Here is a 16,469-nt window from a genome sequence, read left to right on the forward strand (position 1 = left end):
CAGTAAGAAAGGATGTGCAGGATTTACAAAACATTAAGCCCGGCGCAGTGGCCGGGCGGATAGCAGGCAGGATTATTCGAAGCAGGTTTCCGGGTTTTCCGACAGTGAAATGAAGGATTCACCGCCTTTGGTCAGCGCAATAATGCCGCCGCTTTCAATATCATAAACCCAGCCATGCAGGCGCAGCTTACCTTTGCGCAGCGCGACCGAAACGGAAGGATGCGTTTTGATATTGTTGAGCTGAGCAATCACGTTCTCTTTCACCATTTCGTTGAGGCGTTTCTCAACCGATTCGTAGTTGCGCTCTTCCACCACCGCTTTTGCCGCATTGGCGTAGTGCAGCCAGTGATCAACCGCCGGCATGCTCTCGAGATCGGCGTTGGACGCAATCGCGTTCATCGCACCGCAGTTGGAGTGACCACAAATGATAATTTCGGTTACGCCCAGCGCGACCACTGCATACTCGATGGTTGCTGACACGCCACCCGGCTCCGGACCGAACGGCGGGACGATATTACCGGCGTTACGGATCACAAACAGCTGGCCCGGCTCCGACTGTGTCACCAGCTCTGGTACCAGACGGCTATCCGAACAGGAGATGAATAAAGCTTTAGGATTCTGGTTGGACGCCAGACTCTTGAAAAGATCCTTCCTTTCAGGAAACACATTCTGTTGAAAATTCAGAAAACCTTTGACGATCTCTTGCATTTGTCTGCTCTCACATTATCCACTTCAGCCCCGGCAGAGAGAAACTCACCGCTGGCGCGCTTTAAAATTCTGTAATGTCGATAATAACTTACAATTATCAACCCGATATTTAAGCAAAATCGACCCGCTTGCACAACCCGGATGTCCGCCACCCAGTGACTATTGAGCGTGGGTTACCCTCAGCAAGCATAGCGTTAACATCAATTTTTGCCGCCAATCAGATTCTCACGCAGCCTATACATTTTCCCCGTCAACCTCTGTACAATCGCGCTCCTGTCCACCTTAATTATGATGAATTTTTATCCTTATGAGCCATGTCAAAAATCCGCCGCGTGTAGGCTTCGTCTCTCTCGGCTGCCCAAAAAACCTCGTTGACTCTGAACGCATCCTGACGGAACTGCGGACAGAAGGCTACGACGTGGTGCCACGCTACGATGATGCGGAGATCGTCATCGTTAACACCTGTGGATTTATTGACAGTGCCGTACAGGAATCACTGGAAGCGATTGGTGAAGCGCTGAACGAAAACGGCAAAGTGATCGTCACCGGCTGCCTCGGTGCCAAAGTGGATCAGATTCGCGAAGTGCATCCGAAAGTACTGGAGATCACCGGCCCGCACAGCTACGAGCAGGTGCTGTCGCACGTGCACACTTACGTGCCAAAACCCGAGCACAACCCGTTCCTCAGCCTGGTGCCGGAACAGGGCGTGAAGCTGACGCCGCGCCACTACGCTTACCTGAAAATTTCCGAAGGCTGTAACCATCGCTGCACCTTCTGCATCATCCCGTCAATGCGTGGCGATCTGGACAGCCGTCCGATTGGCGCAGTACTCGATGAAGCTAAACGTCTGGTGGAAGCGGGCGTAAAAGAGCTGCTGGTGATCTCGCAGGACACCTCCGCGTACGGCGTCGATGTTAAACACCGCACCGGTTTCTGGAACGGTTCGCCGGTGAAAACCAGCATGGTCAGCCTGTGTGAGCAGCTGGCGAAACTCGGCGTCTGGGTGCGTCTGCACTACGTTTATCCGTATCCGCACGTGGATGACGTGATCCCGCTGATGGCCGAAGGCAAAATCCTGCCTTACCTCGATATTCCACTGCAGCACGCCAGTCCGCGCATCCTGAAGCTGATGAAGCGTCCGGGCGCGGTTGAGCGCACGCTGGAGCGCATCAAACGCTGGCGTGAAATCTGTCCGGAGCTGACGCTGCGTTCCACCTTCATCGTGGGTTTCCCGGGCGAAACCGAAGAAGATTTCCAGATGCTGCTCGACTTCCTGCGTGAAGCGCGCCTCGATCGCGTTGGCTGCTTCCAGTACAGCCCGGTTGAAGGCGCCACGGCTAACCAGCTGCCGGATCAGGTTCCGGACGACGTCAAGCAGGCGCGTTTTGACCGCTTCATGCAGTTGCAGCAGCAGATCTCCGCAGAGCGTCTGCAGGAGAAAATCGGTCGCGAGATTCTGGTGATCATTGATGAAGTGGATGAAGAAGGCGCGGTCGGCCGCAGCATGGCCGACGCCCCGGAAATCGACGGTGCGGTCTATCTGAATGGCGATCGCCAGGTGAAGGTCGGCGAGGTGGTGCGGGTCAAAGTCGAACACGCCGACGAATACGACCTGTGGGGCACGCGCGTTTAACCGTACTTTTGCTGGTGCGCTTTTTTGCGCGCCAGATAATCGTTATCGGCGCGCAGCCGGTCCCAGCACGCTTTGAATACGGCCGCCGCAGCGGCCTTTTCTTTTTCTACCGTCCGCGGCAGCTCTTTGCCGTCGGCATCGTATTTCCGTCCGCCCTGATGATTGCTGTAGCGGCGCGCGCGGGTGTAGCCCATCTGAATAAATTTGCGCGCCATATCCATATCGACAAAATCATCCTGCGCGCGATACGCCTCGAACAGCTGCATGATTTTTTCTGATGACTGCTGCGCCAGCTCGACGGTGCGAAAGCGCCAGTGCGGCAGAATTTCGCTCTTATAAGGTTCCACCATCAGCACCCCCTGCTCGCCGCGCCCGACCTGATACAGCTCCGGATGCTGACGGAAGTCGAGCTGTTTAAAATCCTGCTGGTAATTGAAGGGTTTCATCCCCTGGCCTCCTGTCCGTAACCATTACTGCGGTGAATTATTTCGCTGCCGCACTTTAGTGATGCTTTTTTCCACCGATAACATAACTACCGGCTCATTTGCTAAGAGATGCTCACATGTTCAACAAGATGAAAATTGTGACCGCCATTGTGGTTATTCTGGTGGTATTCACAGCCATGCAGGCCATATCCGGCTCGCTCTTTTTCTCCTCGCTGCGCGCGGGACAACATAATTTCACCGCCAGCAATCAGTTGTCTCATCAGCAGCGCGAGCTGGGCGACGGCTGGCAAACGCTGGTGAAAACCCGCGTCACCATCAACCGCGTGGCGATCCGTATTCTGAAAAATCAGACCGACGAGCAGTCGCTGGCGGCGATCAACAAGCTGCTGCTGGCAGCCGGTGCCTCGCTGGAAGCGGCGCAGCAGCACTTCAATCAGTATAGAAGCTATCCGCGCATCGACGGCCAGAGTGCGTCGACTGCCGATCTGATCGACAATAAATTCAAAGCGTTTGCCGCGCTGCTGCAGCAGTCCGCCGTGTTTCTGAAAGCCAATAACTACGCGGCCTACGGCAACCTCGATGCGCAGCAGGCGCAGGATGAACTGGAACAGGCTTATCAGCAGTGGCGCGATGAAAACATGCAGCTGATTAATCAGCGCAGCCTGCAAAATGACAGCAACTATCAGCAGGTGCTGATCATGATTGCCGTCATCGCGCTGGTGGTGGTGCTGATGGTGGCGGCGGTATGGACGCTGGTACGCCGCGTGCTGCTGGCACCGATGCAGCAGGTGCAGCAGCAGATCGAGCGCTTTGCCGAAGGCGATTTGTCAGCCAGCCTGCAGGTGGCAGGCCGCAGTGAAATGGCGGCCATTGCCGCCAGCCTGAATCATATGCAGCAGGCGCTGCTTGGTACCATTAATAACGTGCGCGACAGCGCGGATGCCATTTTTGGCAGCGCCAGTGCCATCGCCAACGGTAATAACGATCTCTCGGCGCGCACCGAACAGCAGGCTGCCTCACTGGAAGAGACCGCCGCCAGCATGGAACAGCTGACCGCGACCGTGAAGCAGAATGCTGACAACGCGCGTCAGGCCACGCAGCTGGCGAAAACCGCGTCGGACACCGCCGATAAAGGCGGTAGCGTGGTGGAAGGCGTGGTGAAAACCATGCGCGACATTGCGGACAGCTCGAAGAAAATCGCCGACATTACCAGCGTCATTGACGGTATCGCTTTCCAGACCAACATTCTGGCGCTTAACGCCGCGGTAGAAGCAGCGCGTGCCGGTGAGCAGGGGCGCGGCTTTGCGGTGGTAGCGGGCGAAGTGCGCAACCTGGCCCAGCGCAGCGCGCAGGCGGCGAAAGAGATCAAACTGCTGATTGAAAACTCCGTGCAGCGCGTGGACCTCGGTTCGCAGCAGGTCAGCAGCGCTGGCGATACCATGCAGGAGATTGTCAGCGCGGTGACGCGCGTCACCGATATCATGGGCGAGATTGCCTCGGCCTCCGATGAGCAGAGCCGCGGTATCGACCAGATTGGCCAGGCGGTGAATGAGATGGATCGCGTGACGCAGCAGAACGCCACGCTGGTGCAGGAATCGGCCAGCGCCTCGGCGTCGCTGGAGCAGCAGGCCAGCCGATTGTCATCGGCGGTGGCGCGTTTCAACACCGGCGCCCGCCCGGCCGCTGCGGTAACCGAGCGGGTGGTGAAACCGGTGCTGCCCGCCCCGACCCGCGCCCTGCCCGCGGCGGTGAGCCACGGTAACGACAACTGGGAAACGTTTTGATGCGCTGAGGCGTAAAAGGATACCGGTGCGCATGAATGCGCACCCTACAACAAGCAATGCCGCTGGACATTAATGTGCGAGCGGTAAAAAACGCGCAATGCCCTCATATCTCAATGTGCAGCCGACAATATGTTGCGCAATGACCTTGTAGGGTCGCCATTCATGGTGACCCAAATACTGCACTGACAAATATTTCCCCTGAATAGCGGCACCGTGGCTCCGGTTCATGCCTGCCAGCTCGAAAATCAGCTCTTCAGTTTCGGGTCCAGCGCATCGCGCAGGCCGTCGCCCAGCAGATTGAACGCCAGCACGGTGAGAAAAATCGCCAGGCTGGGGAAGATCGCCACGTGCGGCGCAATCACCATATCGGCGCGCGCTTCGTTGAGCATCGCGCCCCACTCCGGCGTCGGCGGCTGCGCGCCCAGGCCGAGAAAGGACAGGCTGGCAGCGGTGATGATCGAAGTACCGATACGCATGGTGAAATAGACCACAATCGACGACACCGTACCGGGCAAAATGTGACGCATGATAATGGTCCAGTCGGAAGCACCAATACTGCGCGCCGACTCGATATAGGTCTGATGTTTCAGCACCAGCGTATTGCCACGCACCAGACGGGCAAATGCCGGAATACTGAAAATCGCCACTGCCACAATCACGTTGCTCATGCCACTGCCCATGATCGCCACCACCGCGATCGCCAGCAGGATGCCGGGAAACGCAAACAACACATCGCAGATGCGCATGGTGATGCGATCCCACCAGCCTTCGTAATAGCCCGCCAGCAGCCCCAGCACGGTGCCGATCACCGTGCCAATCGCCACCGAGAAGAAGCCGGCGATCAGCGAAATGCGCGTCCCGACCAGCACCCGGCTGAAGATATCGCGTCCAAGTGAATCGACGCCAAACAGATGCATCCACGACGGCCCTTCGTTGAGCCGGTCGTAGTCAAAATAGTTTTCGGCATCAAACGGGGCGATCCATGGGGCGATAAACGCCACCACAATCAGCAGCAACACAAACGCGCCCGCCAGCAGCGCCACATGCTGACGGCGAAAGCGCCGCCAGAATTCACGCCACGGCGTGCGAACCCGGTTTTCCGTCATCAGCGGCAGGGATTTCAATGCCGCCTCGCGTCGCCAGTTCTTCAATTGCGACTCCTTACCTGTAGCGAATAGCCGGGTTGATCGCCGCGTAAAGCATATCGACGATCAGGTTAATCAGAATGAACTCCAGCGAGAACAGCAGCACCTCGGCCTGAATCACCGGGTAATCGCGCATCTCCACCGAATCCACCAGCAGACGGCCCAGTCCGGGCCAGTTAAACACCACTTCCACCACAATCGAGCCGCCGAGCAGAAAGCCGAACTGCAGCCCCATCATGGTGACCACCGGAATCATGGCATTGCGCAGCCCATGTTTGACCACCACCAGCGATTCGCGCACCCCTTTGGCCCGCGCGGTGCGCATATAATCTTCCTGCATCACTTCAACGAACGAAGCGCGGGTAAAGCGCGCCATCACCGCGGCCACGGCGGCACCGAGCGTAATTGACGGCAGAATGTAGTGCTGCCAGCTGTCGGCGCCCACCGTCGGCAGCCAGCCGAGCTCGACCGAAAAGACCTGCATCAGCAGCATACCCAGCGCAAATGCCGGGAAGGAGATGCCGGAAACCGCCAGCGTCATGCCGATGCGGTCCGGCCAGCGATTGCGCCATACCGCCGAAACGATGCCGATCGCCATGCCAAACAGCACCGCCCACACCATGCTGCTCAGCGTCAGCCACAGAGTAGGAAAAAAGCGCGCGGCAATTTCGGCAGAGACCGGCCGCTTTGACACCATCGACTGACCAAAATCACCCTGCAAAGCATTGAGGATAAAGTGCCAGAACTGCTGAATCAGCGGCTGATCGAGTCCCAGCTCCTGACGCACCAGCGCCACCACTGAGGCATCCGCTTCCGGTCCGGCAATCAGGCGCGCCGGGTCTCCCGGCAGCAGATGCACGAACAGGAACACCAGCACTGCGACAATCAGCAGCGTGGGAATCAGCCCGAGCAGGCGTTTAAGAAAATAGTTGAGCATGCGAAATCCCGCGCAGCATCGGCCAGCCCCGTAAGGCTGGCCGCGTCTGTTACTTCAGATCCGCCTCATCAAAATTGAATGAGGTATCGGGCATGACGTAAAAACCGGTCAGGTTTTTATTGTTCGCAGACAGCAGCTGCTCCACCACCAGCGGAATCCACGGGTGATCGTTCCAGATGCGGTCCTGCGCGTCTTTATACAGTCTGGCTTTCTGGTCGCGATCGGTGGTCTTCAGCGCATCCGCCAGGTCTTTATCCACCTGCGGGTTGCTGTAGAACGCGGTGTTGAAGATAGCCGGTGGCCACGAGCTGGTTGCGAACAGCGGCGTCAGCGCCCAGTCGGCTTCGCCGGTGGAGGCTGACCAGCCGGTGTAGAACATGCGCACCCCGCTCTCTTTCTGCCCTTTACTCTCCACTTCCGCCGCGCGCTGGCCGGCATCCATCGCCGTGACTTTCACCTTCACACCCACCTGCGCCAGCTGCTGCTGGGTGAACTGCAGCACTTTCTGCGCGGTGCTGTGGTTATGCGATGACCACAGCGTGGTTTCGAAACCATTCGGGTAGCCCGCTTCCTTCAGCAACTCACGCGCTTTGGCCGGATCGTATTTGATGGCCGGATAGCTCTGGGCAAAATCAATGCGCGGCGGCACGATGCCGGTGGCTGGCGTGGCGTAACCGGCAAAGGCCACTTTGGCCAGCGCCTGGCGGTTGATGGCGTACTCCAGCGCTTCGCGCACTTTCGGGTTATCGAACGGCTTTTGCGTCACGTTGAGGCTAATGTAACGCTGCATGATCGACGGTGTGGTCACCACATCCAGCTTGCTATTGGCCTGCAACAGTTTGGCCTGCTCTAACGGCACCGGGAAGGCAAAGCTGGCCTCGCCAGTTTGCAGCATCGCCGCGCGGGTGTTGTTGTCCACCACCGGACGCCAGGTAATGCTGTCGAGTTTTGGATAGCCCGGTTTCCAGTAGCCCGACCACTTTTTCACTTTGACAAAGTCGGTCTGGTTCCAGGTGTCAAAGGTATAAGGTCCGGTGCCTACCGGATGGAAACCGATGTCCTTACCATATTTTTTCAGCGCGGTTGGCGAAATCATCACCGCAGCCGGATGCGCCAGATTGTTGATAAACGCTGAGAACGGCTGCTTCAGGGTAATTTTCACCGTGGACGGATCGACCACTTCGGTGGTGGCGATATATTTAAACAGGTTATAGCGCTTGAGATGGTTGTCCGGATTGCTGGCGCGGTCGAGGTTGACCTTCACCGCTTCAGCATTGAAATCCGTGCCATCCTGGAATTTCACGCCCGGACGCAGTTTGATGGTATAAGTCAGCCCATCGCTGCTGGCCTGATAGCTTTCAGCCAGCACGTTGACCAGCTTCATGTCTTTATCGAAGCCGAACAGGCCCTGATAGAAAGACTTGGCCACCGCCTGCGACAGCGTGTCGTTGGCGTCGTACGGATCCAGCGTGGTGAAGGTCGACGCCACGGCAATCACCGCATCTTTGGCCGCCCAGGCGGGCAGCGCCAGCGCCGAACTCAACAACCCGGCAGTGATAACCCCTTTTCGCATGATATGGTGCATCGTTATCGTTCTCCTGTAGTCCCTGTCTTGCGCGCCCTGCACAGAGGGCGCGGTTGGTTGCTGCTCAGGCGCCGCTAATGGCATGGCGGGCGACAAAATGGCCCGGCGCCACTTCCAGTAACGGTGCCACTTCCGGCTCATCACCCAGCGGGCGAATCGGGCTGGGGATCTCATCGACCATCAGCGCCCGCTCGCGGTGCCGATGCGCCGGATCGGCCACCGGCACCGCGGCCATCAGTTTTTTGGTATAAGGATGGCGCGGCTGTTCGAACACCGCCTGACGCGGTCCCATCTCCACAATCTGCCCGAGATACATCACCGCCACGCGATGGCTGATGCGCTCCACCACCGCCATGTCGTGCGAAATAAACAGGAAGGCGATGCCAAATTCACGCTGTAAATCCAGCATCAGATTGATGATCTGCGCCTGAATCGACACATCCAGCGCGGAGACGGACTCGTCGGCGATCACCACTTTAGGATTGAGCGCCAGCGCGCGTGCGATGCAGATACGCTGGCGCTGACCGCCAGAAAACTCGTGCGGGTAGCGCTGCGCGTGTTCGGGTAGCAGACCGACGCGTTCCAGCAGCCAGGCGACGCGTTTCTCTGCCTGCGCGCGCCCCATGCTGCGATGCACCAGCAGCGGCTCCATAATTGAAAAGCCGACGGTAAGGCGCGGATCGAGCGACGCATACGGATCCTGAAAGATAAACTGAATATCGCGGCGCAGCGTGGCCAGCGCCCTGCCCTGCAGTGCATCAATGCGCTGGCCGTCAAAGGTGATGCTGCCGCCCTGGCTGGCGACCAGCCGCAGCAGCGAGCGTCCGGTGGTGGATTTGCCGCAGCCGGACTCGCCCACCAGCGCGAGGGTTTCGCCTGCATAAAGATCGAAACTGACTTTTTCCACCGCGTGGACGCGACGCTTCACCCGATTGAGCAGCCCGCCGCGAATATCAAAGCGCGTAACCAGATCGCGCACCTGTAAAATCGGCGGACGGTCGTGACGCACGGTATCCTGCGGCGTGCTGGCCTCTTCGCGGCCGTTGGTATGCAGCAGCGGAAACTTCGCCGGCAGCGGCTGGCCGCTCATCGCCCCGAGCTTTGGCACGGCCGCCAGCAGCGCGCGGGTATACGGCTGCTGCGGCGCGTCGAACAACTGCTGCACCGGCGCGCGCTCAACCACATCGCCGCGATACATCACCTGCACGCGATCGGCCATCTCCGCCACCACGCCCATATCATGGGTAATAAAGATGACGCCCATCTGCATCTCTTTTTGCAGCACGCGAATCAGCTGCAGAATCTGCGCCTGGATGGTGACGTCCAGCGCGGTGGTCGGCTCATCGGCAATCAGCAGCGCCGGCTTGCACGACAGCGCCATGGCGATCATCACGCGCTGGCGCATACCGCCGGAGAGCTGATGCGGATAGCGCGACAGCACATTGTGCGCTTCCGGAATGCGCACCAGATCCAGCATGCGTCGCGCTTCGGCCTGCGCCTGCTGGTGACTTTTACCCTGATGCAAACGAATAGATTCGGTGATCTGTTCACCAACGGTGAACACCGGGTTGAGCGACGTCATCGGCTCCTGAAAGATCATCGCCATGTCCGCACCGCGCACCCGGCGCATCTGGCTGGCGGACGCCCGCATCACATCCAGCACCTCGCCGTTGCGCCGCCGCAGCAAAATTTCACCGCTGACCGCGCCGCCGGCCTGTGCAATCAGACGCATCAGCGCCAGCGACGTCACCGATTTACCCGAGCCCGATTCGCCCACCAGCGCCAGCGTTTCTCCGCGATGCAGATCGAGTGAAAGCTGCCGCACGGCGTCCGTCACGCGCCCTTCATGCTCAAAGCGCACACAGAGGTCGCGTACCGCCAGCACCTGCTGCGGCGCAAACTGCTGCTGTAGATCCGTCATGCCTGCTCCTTAGCTGTCGCGATAAATCGCCACCTCAACTTCGCCGCCCACATAAGCGAATCCGCGGTACATGCCTTCGCTGTTAAACGGCAGCGCCACGTTGCCGTGGGCATCAACGGCTATCAGCCCGCCGCTGCCCTCCAGCTCCTGCACTTTGTCATGAATCACGCTGGCGGTGGCCTGTTGCAGCGAACGACCGCCATATTCCATCTGCGCTGAGACATCGTAAGCCGCCAGCGTACGAATAAACACTTCGCCGGTACCGGTACAGGAGACCGCCACGGTGGCGTTGTTGGCATAGCAGCCGGCGCCCGCCAGCGGTGAATCGCCGACGCGGCCCGCCTGCTTGTTGGTCATGCCGCCGGTGGAGGTGGCGGCCGCCAGATTACCCTGCAAATCGAGCGCCACCGCGCCCACGGTGCCAAATTTGCGATCCGGGTCCAGCGGATCGCTCCCCTGCGCCGCGCCATCATGATCCAGCAGCATTTGTTCGCTGCCCAGCGCGCGCTGCAGTTGCTCCCAGCGTTCTGGCGTCGAGAAGAAATCAGGCTCGACCGGCGTCAGCCCCTGTTGCGCGGCAAAGGCTTCCGCCCCGCTGCCAATAAAGAGCACGTGCGGACTGGCTTCCAGCACTTTACGCGCGGCAAGAATCGGATTGCGGATACGGCTGACGCCAGCGACGGCGCCAATATCCAGCGTACGGCCATCCATCAGGCTGGCATCCAGTTCATGGGTGCCCTGATGGGTGAACACGGCACCTCTGCCGGCATTGAACAGCGGGCACTCTTCCAGCAGCCGTACCGCTTCGGTCACGGCATCCAGCGCGCTTCCGCCGCTGGCCAGAATCTGCTGGCCGGCGCTGACAATCGCGGCCAGTTGCTGACGATAGAGCTGCTCTTTTTCGGCGCTCATTGCCGCACGCGTAATCGCGCCGGCGCCGCCGTGAATTGCGATAACTGCTTTAGCCATAACCGTTACCCTGTCAAGGAATCAGAGCCAAAAACACTGATTTAGAATGGTTTTCATCTTTTTTTGGCAATTTTCGACTATAGAAAGCCCCTCCCTGCTTGTAAAGCAGAAAGTGTATCAGCGGTCATAACCTTTTAATGTGGATTATGCTTTTTTGTGAATTAAGGGTGAGAACGCAGCAACCTTAACATTATGACTGGCGCGCTTCTCTCTGGCACCGAAAAGGCAGTGAGCAACTTATTCGCCCTTACCTTTTGTGTGGCTTCAGTGCCGGTTAAAAATCGGGTAAGTTAAAGGCCCATTCATGAAAAGGAATATTCAGTGGAAGATGAAAAAGGGGTAAGGATTGCACTCTCCCCGGTGCAGCTGGCAGCCGTCCTTTCAGATCGCAGCGTCAGCGAGGGTGAAACGACCAGCAACCGCATTTTCGGAGGGCTCGGGCTCGCTGGCGGGGTGATTGAGCTTTTTGGTGCTGGCGCGCTGTGCGTCGTGCCTGAGCCCACCATGCTGACCAAAGCTGGCTGCGTCTTTGTCGGCACTCACGGTCTCGACACGCTTCAGGCCAGCCTGCGCCAGATATGGACTGGCAGACAGGTCGCTACCGACACGTTTAATTCGGCCGTGTCACTCGCAGAATCGCTCGGCGCTGACCATCAGACCGCCATGAATGTCGGCCTGACGGTAGATATCGCCATTCCGATGGCATTTGCCTTTGCAGCCGGAGCAGAGCACGTCATCGCGGTGCGTGCCGGGCGGGTCAAAATCGCCGAGCATGAGTCGCTCTCAGGGTGAGCACCCGGTGGGCACACGATTGAGCGACATATCGCCAAAACGCCGGATGAGCTGCGGGAGAGGCTTCGTAACCGGCCTCGTCTCGATGAGGCCAGTAGCTTTAAGTCTCTGAGCGAGGCGGAAGCACTGATCAGTAAGGTGCTGGCAGATAATAAGCATCAAATTCAGATGTGGGTGAAAAATATCCCTCCAGGCTTGCAAGCCCGTATGCGCCTGAGTCGGCGTTTTTCACATCCGGTTGGTATAGTCGTGAGTAAAGGGCGTGAAGAGGTTGAGACCTGCTACGCCGTTCGCGTCATACTGGATTTTAAGCCCTACAACGGCAAACCTTACTTTATCATTACCGCTTTCCCGGAGTTATGATGGACCGTATCAGTATCAGTGAACTGGATAATTTTATTGGCATCTGGTTTGGGCAGGATTATGACCTGTTTGAACCGGGTGATGAGATCGAGCCCAAAATCGAGGCGTATATCAGAGAAGCGCATAAAGGAAACCTGCACGCCATGCTGGCAGACATCGAGCTGTTTCTGGCAGAGTGCGATGACGTCGAATCTGATTTCCGTGACCGCTATAAAAGAGAGTTTGTTCCGGCCAACTGGGATACCACTGCGGGCGCGTTTCTGTCACTGGTGCATAAGAAAGTATCTGCCGCACTCACATCATAACGTCAGCACCGTTGTTAACATGACTCTCACTTTCAGTCTGAACAAATCATGTTCGCCGGCGGATTCGTCACCGCGCACTAATTTCCATTCCCTTTGATCTCGCATGTGACTCAGCCGACAACAGCCACCATAATAGGCAGCATTCGCCTTTAACCCGACAGAGATGGACATGGAACCTTTTACCGCCGGACTGATTTCCCTTGAAGACGCGCAGCAGAAAATGCTGCAGCAGCTGCAACCGATTAGTGATTGCCTGAGCGTCGCGCTGGCCGATGCCGCCGGGCGCATTACCGCGAAGCCGGTGATTTCGCCGCTGGACGTGCCGCCGTTCGATAACTCTGCGATGGACGGCTACGCGCTGCGCCTGAGCGACCTGTCCGCTGACCGCGTGTTGCCGGTAGCGGGCAAAGCGTTTGCCGGCACCCCGTTTAATGGCGAGTGGCCAGCCGGCAGCGTGATTCGCATTATGACCGGCGCACCAGTCCCGGCCGGCTGCGACGCCGTGGTGATGCAGGAGCAAACCGAACCGCGTGACGGCGGCATTGTTATCACCGCGCCAGTGTGTGCCGGGCAAAATATTCGCCGCATCGGGGAAGATATTCAGGCCGGTAAGCAGGTTCTGGATGCCGGTGTGCGGCTTGGTGCCGCGGAGCTGCCGCTGCTGGCGTCGCTGGGTATTGCGGAGGTCAGCGTGCTGCGTAAGCTGCGCGTGGCCATTTTCTCCACCGGTGACGAATTGCAGGCGGTGGGCCAGCCGCTGGCTGAGGGCCAGATTTATGACACCAATCGCTTCACCGTGGCGCTGATGCTGCGCAAACTTGGCTGCGAGGTGATCGACCTCGGCGTGATCGCTGACGATCCCGCGTTGCTGCGCCAGGCCTTCAGCGAAGCCGATCGCCAGGCCGACGTGGTGATCAGCACCGGCGGTGTGTCAGTTGGCGAGGCGGATTTCACCAAAGCGATGCTCGAAGAGCTGGGCGCGATTACCTTCTGGAAGCTGGCGATCAAGCCCGGCAAGCCGTTTGCCTTCGGCCGTCTGGCCAACAGCTGGTTCTGCGGGTTGCCGGGCAATCCGGTGTCGGCGGCTGTGACTTTCTATCAGCTGGTGCAGCCGCTGCTGGCCACGCTGACCGGCCAGACCACGCGCATCATGCCGCTGCGCCAGCGCGCGCGCGCAACGCAGCGTCTGAAGAAAGCGCCGGGCCGGCTCGATTTTCAGCGCGGCATCCTCAGTCGCGGCGATGATGGCGTACTGGAAGTGCGCAGCACCGGTGCGCAGGGCTCGCATGTGTTCAGTTCCTTTGCGCTGGCCGACTGCTTTATTGTGCTGGAGCGCGATCGCGGTGACGTTGAGCCGGGCGAATGGGTTGATGTCGAGGCCTTCAACAGCCTGCTGGAGGGCTAATGCACACAGAGCTGAGCGATGAAGAGATGCTGCGCTACAACCGGCAGATTGTGCTGCGCGGCTTCGATTTCGACGGCCAGGAACGGCTAAAAGCCTCACGGGTGCTTATCGTTGGCCTGGGCGGACTGGGCTGTGCCGCCGCGCCCTATCTTGCCGCCGCCGGCGTCGGTCATCTGACGCTGCTGGATTTCGATCGCGTCAGCCTGAGTAATCTGCAGCGCCAGATTCTGCATAGCGATGAGCGCATCGGCATGGCAAAAGTCGCCTCGGCCCGTCAACAGCTGGCGGCGCTCAATCCACACTGCACGCTGGAGCCGATCGATGCGCAGCTGGATGAAGCCGCGCTCGGCGAACTGATCGCGCGTCACGATGCGGTGCTGGACTGCAGCGACAATGTCACCACGCGCGAACAGGTGAACCGCGGATGTTTTCAGCATCGGGTGCCGCTGATCTCCGGCGCCGCCATTCGTATGGAAGGCCAGCTCAGCGTATTTACCTGGCAGCCCGGCGAGCCCTGCTATCGCTGCATCAGCCGCCTGTTCGGCGAGCAGACGCTGAGCTGTGTCGAAGCCGGCGTAATGGCTCCGCTTGTCGGCGTGGTAGGTGCGATGCAGGCGATGGAAACGCTGAAGGTGCTGAGCGCCTTTGGCCAGCCGGCCAGCGCGCGACTGCTGATGTACGATGCGATGAGCGCCGAGTTTCGCAGCCTGAAAGTGGCGCAGGATGCGCAGTGTGAAGTGTGTGGCCAGCGTGAGGAATAACGTCAGGGCGTGACATAAGCGTCAGGTATTGCTGAGCGGCGCAATTTATCAGGCGATAAGTTGCGCCGCTGATGAGGGCGGCTGCTAAACGGCTACGCCGTTAGACGATGCCCTGGCTGCGCAGGTAATCTTCGTAGTTGCCGGTGAAGTCAACGATGCGATCGCCTTTCATCTCGATGACGCGCGTCGCCAGCGAGCTGACGAACTCACGGTCGTGCGAGACGAAAATCAGCGTGCCTTCGTACATCTCCAGCGCCATGTTCAGTGACTCGATCGACTCCATATCCAGGTGGTTGGTCGGTTCGTCCATCACCAGGATGTTTGGCTTCTGCATCATCAGCTTGCCAAACAGCATGCGGCCCTTCTCACCACCGGACAGCACTTTTGCTGGCTTCTTGATGTCGTCGTGGCTGAACAGCAGACGACCAAGAATACTGCGCACCGCCTGCTCGTCGTCGCCTTCCTGCTTCCACTGGCTCATCCAGTCGAACACGCTCAGGTCGTCAGCAAAATCTTCGGCGTGATCCTGCGCGTAGTAACCAATGCGCGCATTCTCCGACCATTTCACCGTGCCGCTATCCGGCTGCAGTTCGCCAACCAGCGTTTTCAGCAGCGTGGATTTACCAATACCGTTGGCACCGAGAATAGCCAGTTTCTCACCCACTTCCAGCAGCAGGTTAAGATTTTTAAACAGCGGACCGTTATCAAATCCTTTGGTCAGCGCTTCCACTTCCAGCGCATTACGGAACAGCTTTTTATCCTGCTCGAAACGAATATAAGGGTTCTGACGGCTGGAGGCTTTTACCTCATCCAGTTTGATTTTATCAATCTGCTTCGCGCGCGAGGTGGCCTGACGCGATTTTGAGGCGTTGGCGCTAAAGCGGCTAACGAAGGATTGCAGATCGGCAATTTGTGCTTTCTTCTTGGCGTTATCCGCTAATAAACGCTCGCGCGCCTGGGTCGCCGCCGTCATATATTCGTCATAATTGCCGGGATAAACGCGCAGCTCACCGTAATCCAGATCCGCCATGTGCGTACACACCATATTCAGGAAGTGACGGTCATGCGAAATGATGATCATGGTACTGTCACGTTCGTTAAGCACCTGCTCCAGCCAGCGAATGGTGTCAATATCCAGGTTGTTGGTCGGTTCGTCGAGTAACAAAATATCCGGGTTAGCAAATAATGCCTGCGCCAGCAGCACACGCAATTTCCAGCCTGGGGCAATTTCACTCATCGGACCGTAATGCTGCTCCACCGGAATGCCCACGCCGAGTAATAATTCTCCGGCGCGTGATTCGGCACTGTAACCGTCCATTTCACCGTAGGCGACCTCAAGGTCGGCGACTTTATAGCCTTCCTCTTCGCTCATTTCCGGCAATGCATATATGCGATCGCGCTCCTGCTTCACCGCCCACAATTCCTGGTGCCCCATAATCACGGTATCCAGCACGCTATATTGCTCGAAAGCAAACTGATCCTGGCGAAGCTTACCGATGCGCTCATTAGGGTCGAGGGAAACATTTCCGTTAGTCGGAACCAGGTCGCCGCCCAGTATTTTCATGAAGGTCGATTTACCGCTGCCGTTCGCACCGATTAAACCGTAACGATTACCGCCGCCAAATTTAACGGAGATATTCTCAAACAGTGGCTTACTGCCGAACTGCATAGTGATATTGCTGGAAACTAACACGGCATTGACCTTTGTTACGCAG

At 58.2% G+C, this 16,469-nt stretch carries 13 protein-coding genes and 1 pseudogene; 6 read left to right on the forward strand and 8 right to left on the reverse strand.

Annotation, left to right across the window (positions count from 1 at the left end; all coding sequences use genetic code 11):
- Positions 1 to 72: 72 nt before the first annotated feature.
- Positions 73 to 708: a carbonic anhydrase gene (locus AC6I79_RS12775; protein WP_021508393.1), complete on the reverse strand. Its 636-nt coding sequence runs from the start codon at positions 706 to 708 to the stop codon at positions 73 to 75.
- Between the two features lie 307 nt (positions 709 to 1,015).
- Here AC6I79_RS12775 and rimO point away from each other — a divergent pair, with 307 nt between their 5' ends.
- On the forward strand, positions 1,016 to 2,341 hold the full coding sequence (gene rimO / locus AC6I79_RS12780) for a 30S ribosomal protein S12 methylthiotransferase RimO (RefSeq protein ID WP_021508396.1): 1,326 nt from the start codon (positions 1,016 to 1,018) through the stop codon (positions 2,339 to 2,341).
- On the opposite strand, the gene AC6I79_RS12785 is transcribed toward rimO, so the two are convergent.
- Positions 2,338 to 2,787, reverse strand: coding sequence for a DUF4385 domain-containing protein (locus AC6I79_RS12785; RefSeq protein ID WP_498027323.1), 450 nt, complete (start codon positions 2,785 to 2,787; stop codon positions 2,338 to 2,340). The two genes, rimO and AC6I79_RS12785, sit on opposite strands and share 4 nt — an antisense overlap.
- A 116-nt stretch (positions 2,788 to 2,903) precedes the next feature.
- On the opposite strand from AC6I79_RS12785, the gene AC6I79_RS12790 reads away from it, so the two are divergent.
- A complete protein-coding gene (locus AC6I79_RS12790) occupies positions 2,904 to 4,571 on the forward strand; it encodes a methyl-accepting chemotaxis protein (protein WP_278426591.1) in 1,668 nt (555 codons plus the stop codon).
- 245 nt (positions 4,572 to 4,816) lie between these two features.
- Here AC6I79_RS12790 and gsiD read toward each other — a convergent pair whose 3' ends face one another.
- The 5 genes from gsiD to AC6I79_RS12815 all read right to left on the reverse strand — a co-directional run bounded on the left by gsiD (position 4,817) and on the right by AC6I79_RS12815 (position 11,128).
- Positions 4,817 to 5,722: a glutathione ABC transporter permease GsiD gene (gene gsiD / locus AC6I79_RS12795; RefSeq protein WP_058757796.1), complete on the reverse strand. Its 906-nt coding sequence runs from the start codon at positions 5,720 to 5,722 to the stop codon at positions 4,817 to 4,819.
- Between the two features lie 10 nt (positions 5,723 to 5,732).
- On the reverse strand, positions 5,733 to 6,653 hold the full coding sequence (gene gsiC / locus AC6I79_RS12800; protein WP_058769519.1) for a glutathione ABC transporter permease GsiC: 921 nt from the start codon (positions 6,651 to 6,653) through the stop codon (positions 5,733 to 5,735).
- Between the two features lie 49 nt (positions 6,654 to 6,702).
- Positions 6,703 to 8,238, reverse strand: a complete 1,536-nt coding sequence (gsiB, locus tag AC6I79_RS12805; protein WP_058769518.1) for a glutathione ABC transporter substrate-binding protein GsiB — start codon at positions 8,236 to 8,238, stop codon at positions 6,703 to 6,705.
- Positions 8,239 to 8,302: 64 nt separating this feature from the next.
- On the reverse strand, positions 8,303 to 10,159 hold the full coding sequence (gene gsiA, locus AC6I79_RS12810; RefSeq protein ID WP_159378325.1) for a glutathione ABC transporter ATP-binding protein GsiA: 1,857 nt from the start codon (positions 10,157 to 10,159) through the stop codon (positions 8,303 to 8,305).
- Positions 10,160 to 10,168: 9 nt separating this feature from the next.
- Positions 10,169 to 11,128 (reverse strand): isoaspartyl peptidase/L-asparaginase family protein, encoded by a 960-nt coding sequence (locus AC6I79_RS12815; RefSeq protein ID WP_159378326.1) that lies wholly within the window; start codon positions 11,126 to 11,128, stop codon positions 10,169 to 10,171.
- Between the two features lie 321 nt (positions 11,129 to 11,449).
- On the opposite strand from AC6I79_RS12815, the pseudogene AC6I79_RS12820 reads away from it, so the two are divergent.
- The 4 genes and pseudogenes from AC6I79_RS12820 (at position 11,450) to moeB (ending at position 14,754) form a co-directional block, all read left to right on the forward strand.
- Positions 11,450 to 12,283: pseudogene (locus tag AC6I79_RS12820) on the forward strand (RNase A-like domain-containing protein).
- Entirely contained in the window at positions 12,283 to 12,588 is a 306-nt protein-coding gene (locus tag AC6I79_RS12825; RefSeq protein WP_021508405.1) for a contact-dependent growth inhibition system immunity protein, read from the forward strand. Before AC6I79_RS12820 ends, AC6I79_RS12825 begins: the two are co-directional and overlap by 1 nt.
- Before the next feature lie 169 nt (positions 12,589 to 12,757).
- On the forward strand, positions 12,758 to 13,993 hold the full coding sequence (gene moeA / locus AC6I79_RS12830) for a molybdopterin molybdotransferase MoeA (protein ID WP_315975539.1): 1,236 nt from the start codon (positions 12,758 to 12,760) through the stop codon (positions 13,991 to 13,993).
- Positions 13,993 to 14,754, forward strand: a complete 762-nt coding sequence (gene moeB / locus AC6I79_RS12835; RefSeq protein ID WP_159378328.1) for a molybdopterin-synthase adenylyltransferase MoeB — start codon at positions 13,993 to 13,995, stop codon at positions 14,752 to 14,754. The genes moeA and moeB overlap by 1 nt, the downstream gene beginning before the upstream one ends.
- A gap of 100 nt (positions 14,755 to 14,854) precedes the next feature.
- Here moeB and AC6I79_RS12840 read toward each other — a convergent pair whose 3' ends face one another.
- On the reverse strand, positions 14,855 to 16,447 hold the full coding sequence (locus AC6I79_RS12840) for an ABC-F family ATPase (RefSeq protein WP_031279866.1): 1,593 nt from the start codon (positions 16,445 to 16,447) through the stop codon (positions 14,855 to 14,857).
- Positions 16,448 to 16,469: the final 22 nt, after the last annotated feature.

It is taken from the genome of gamma proteobacterium symbiont of Scutellera amethystina (genome assembly GCF_059730845.1).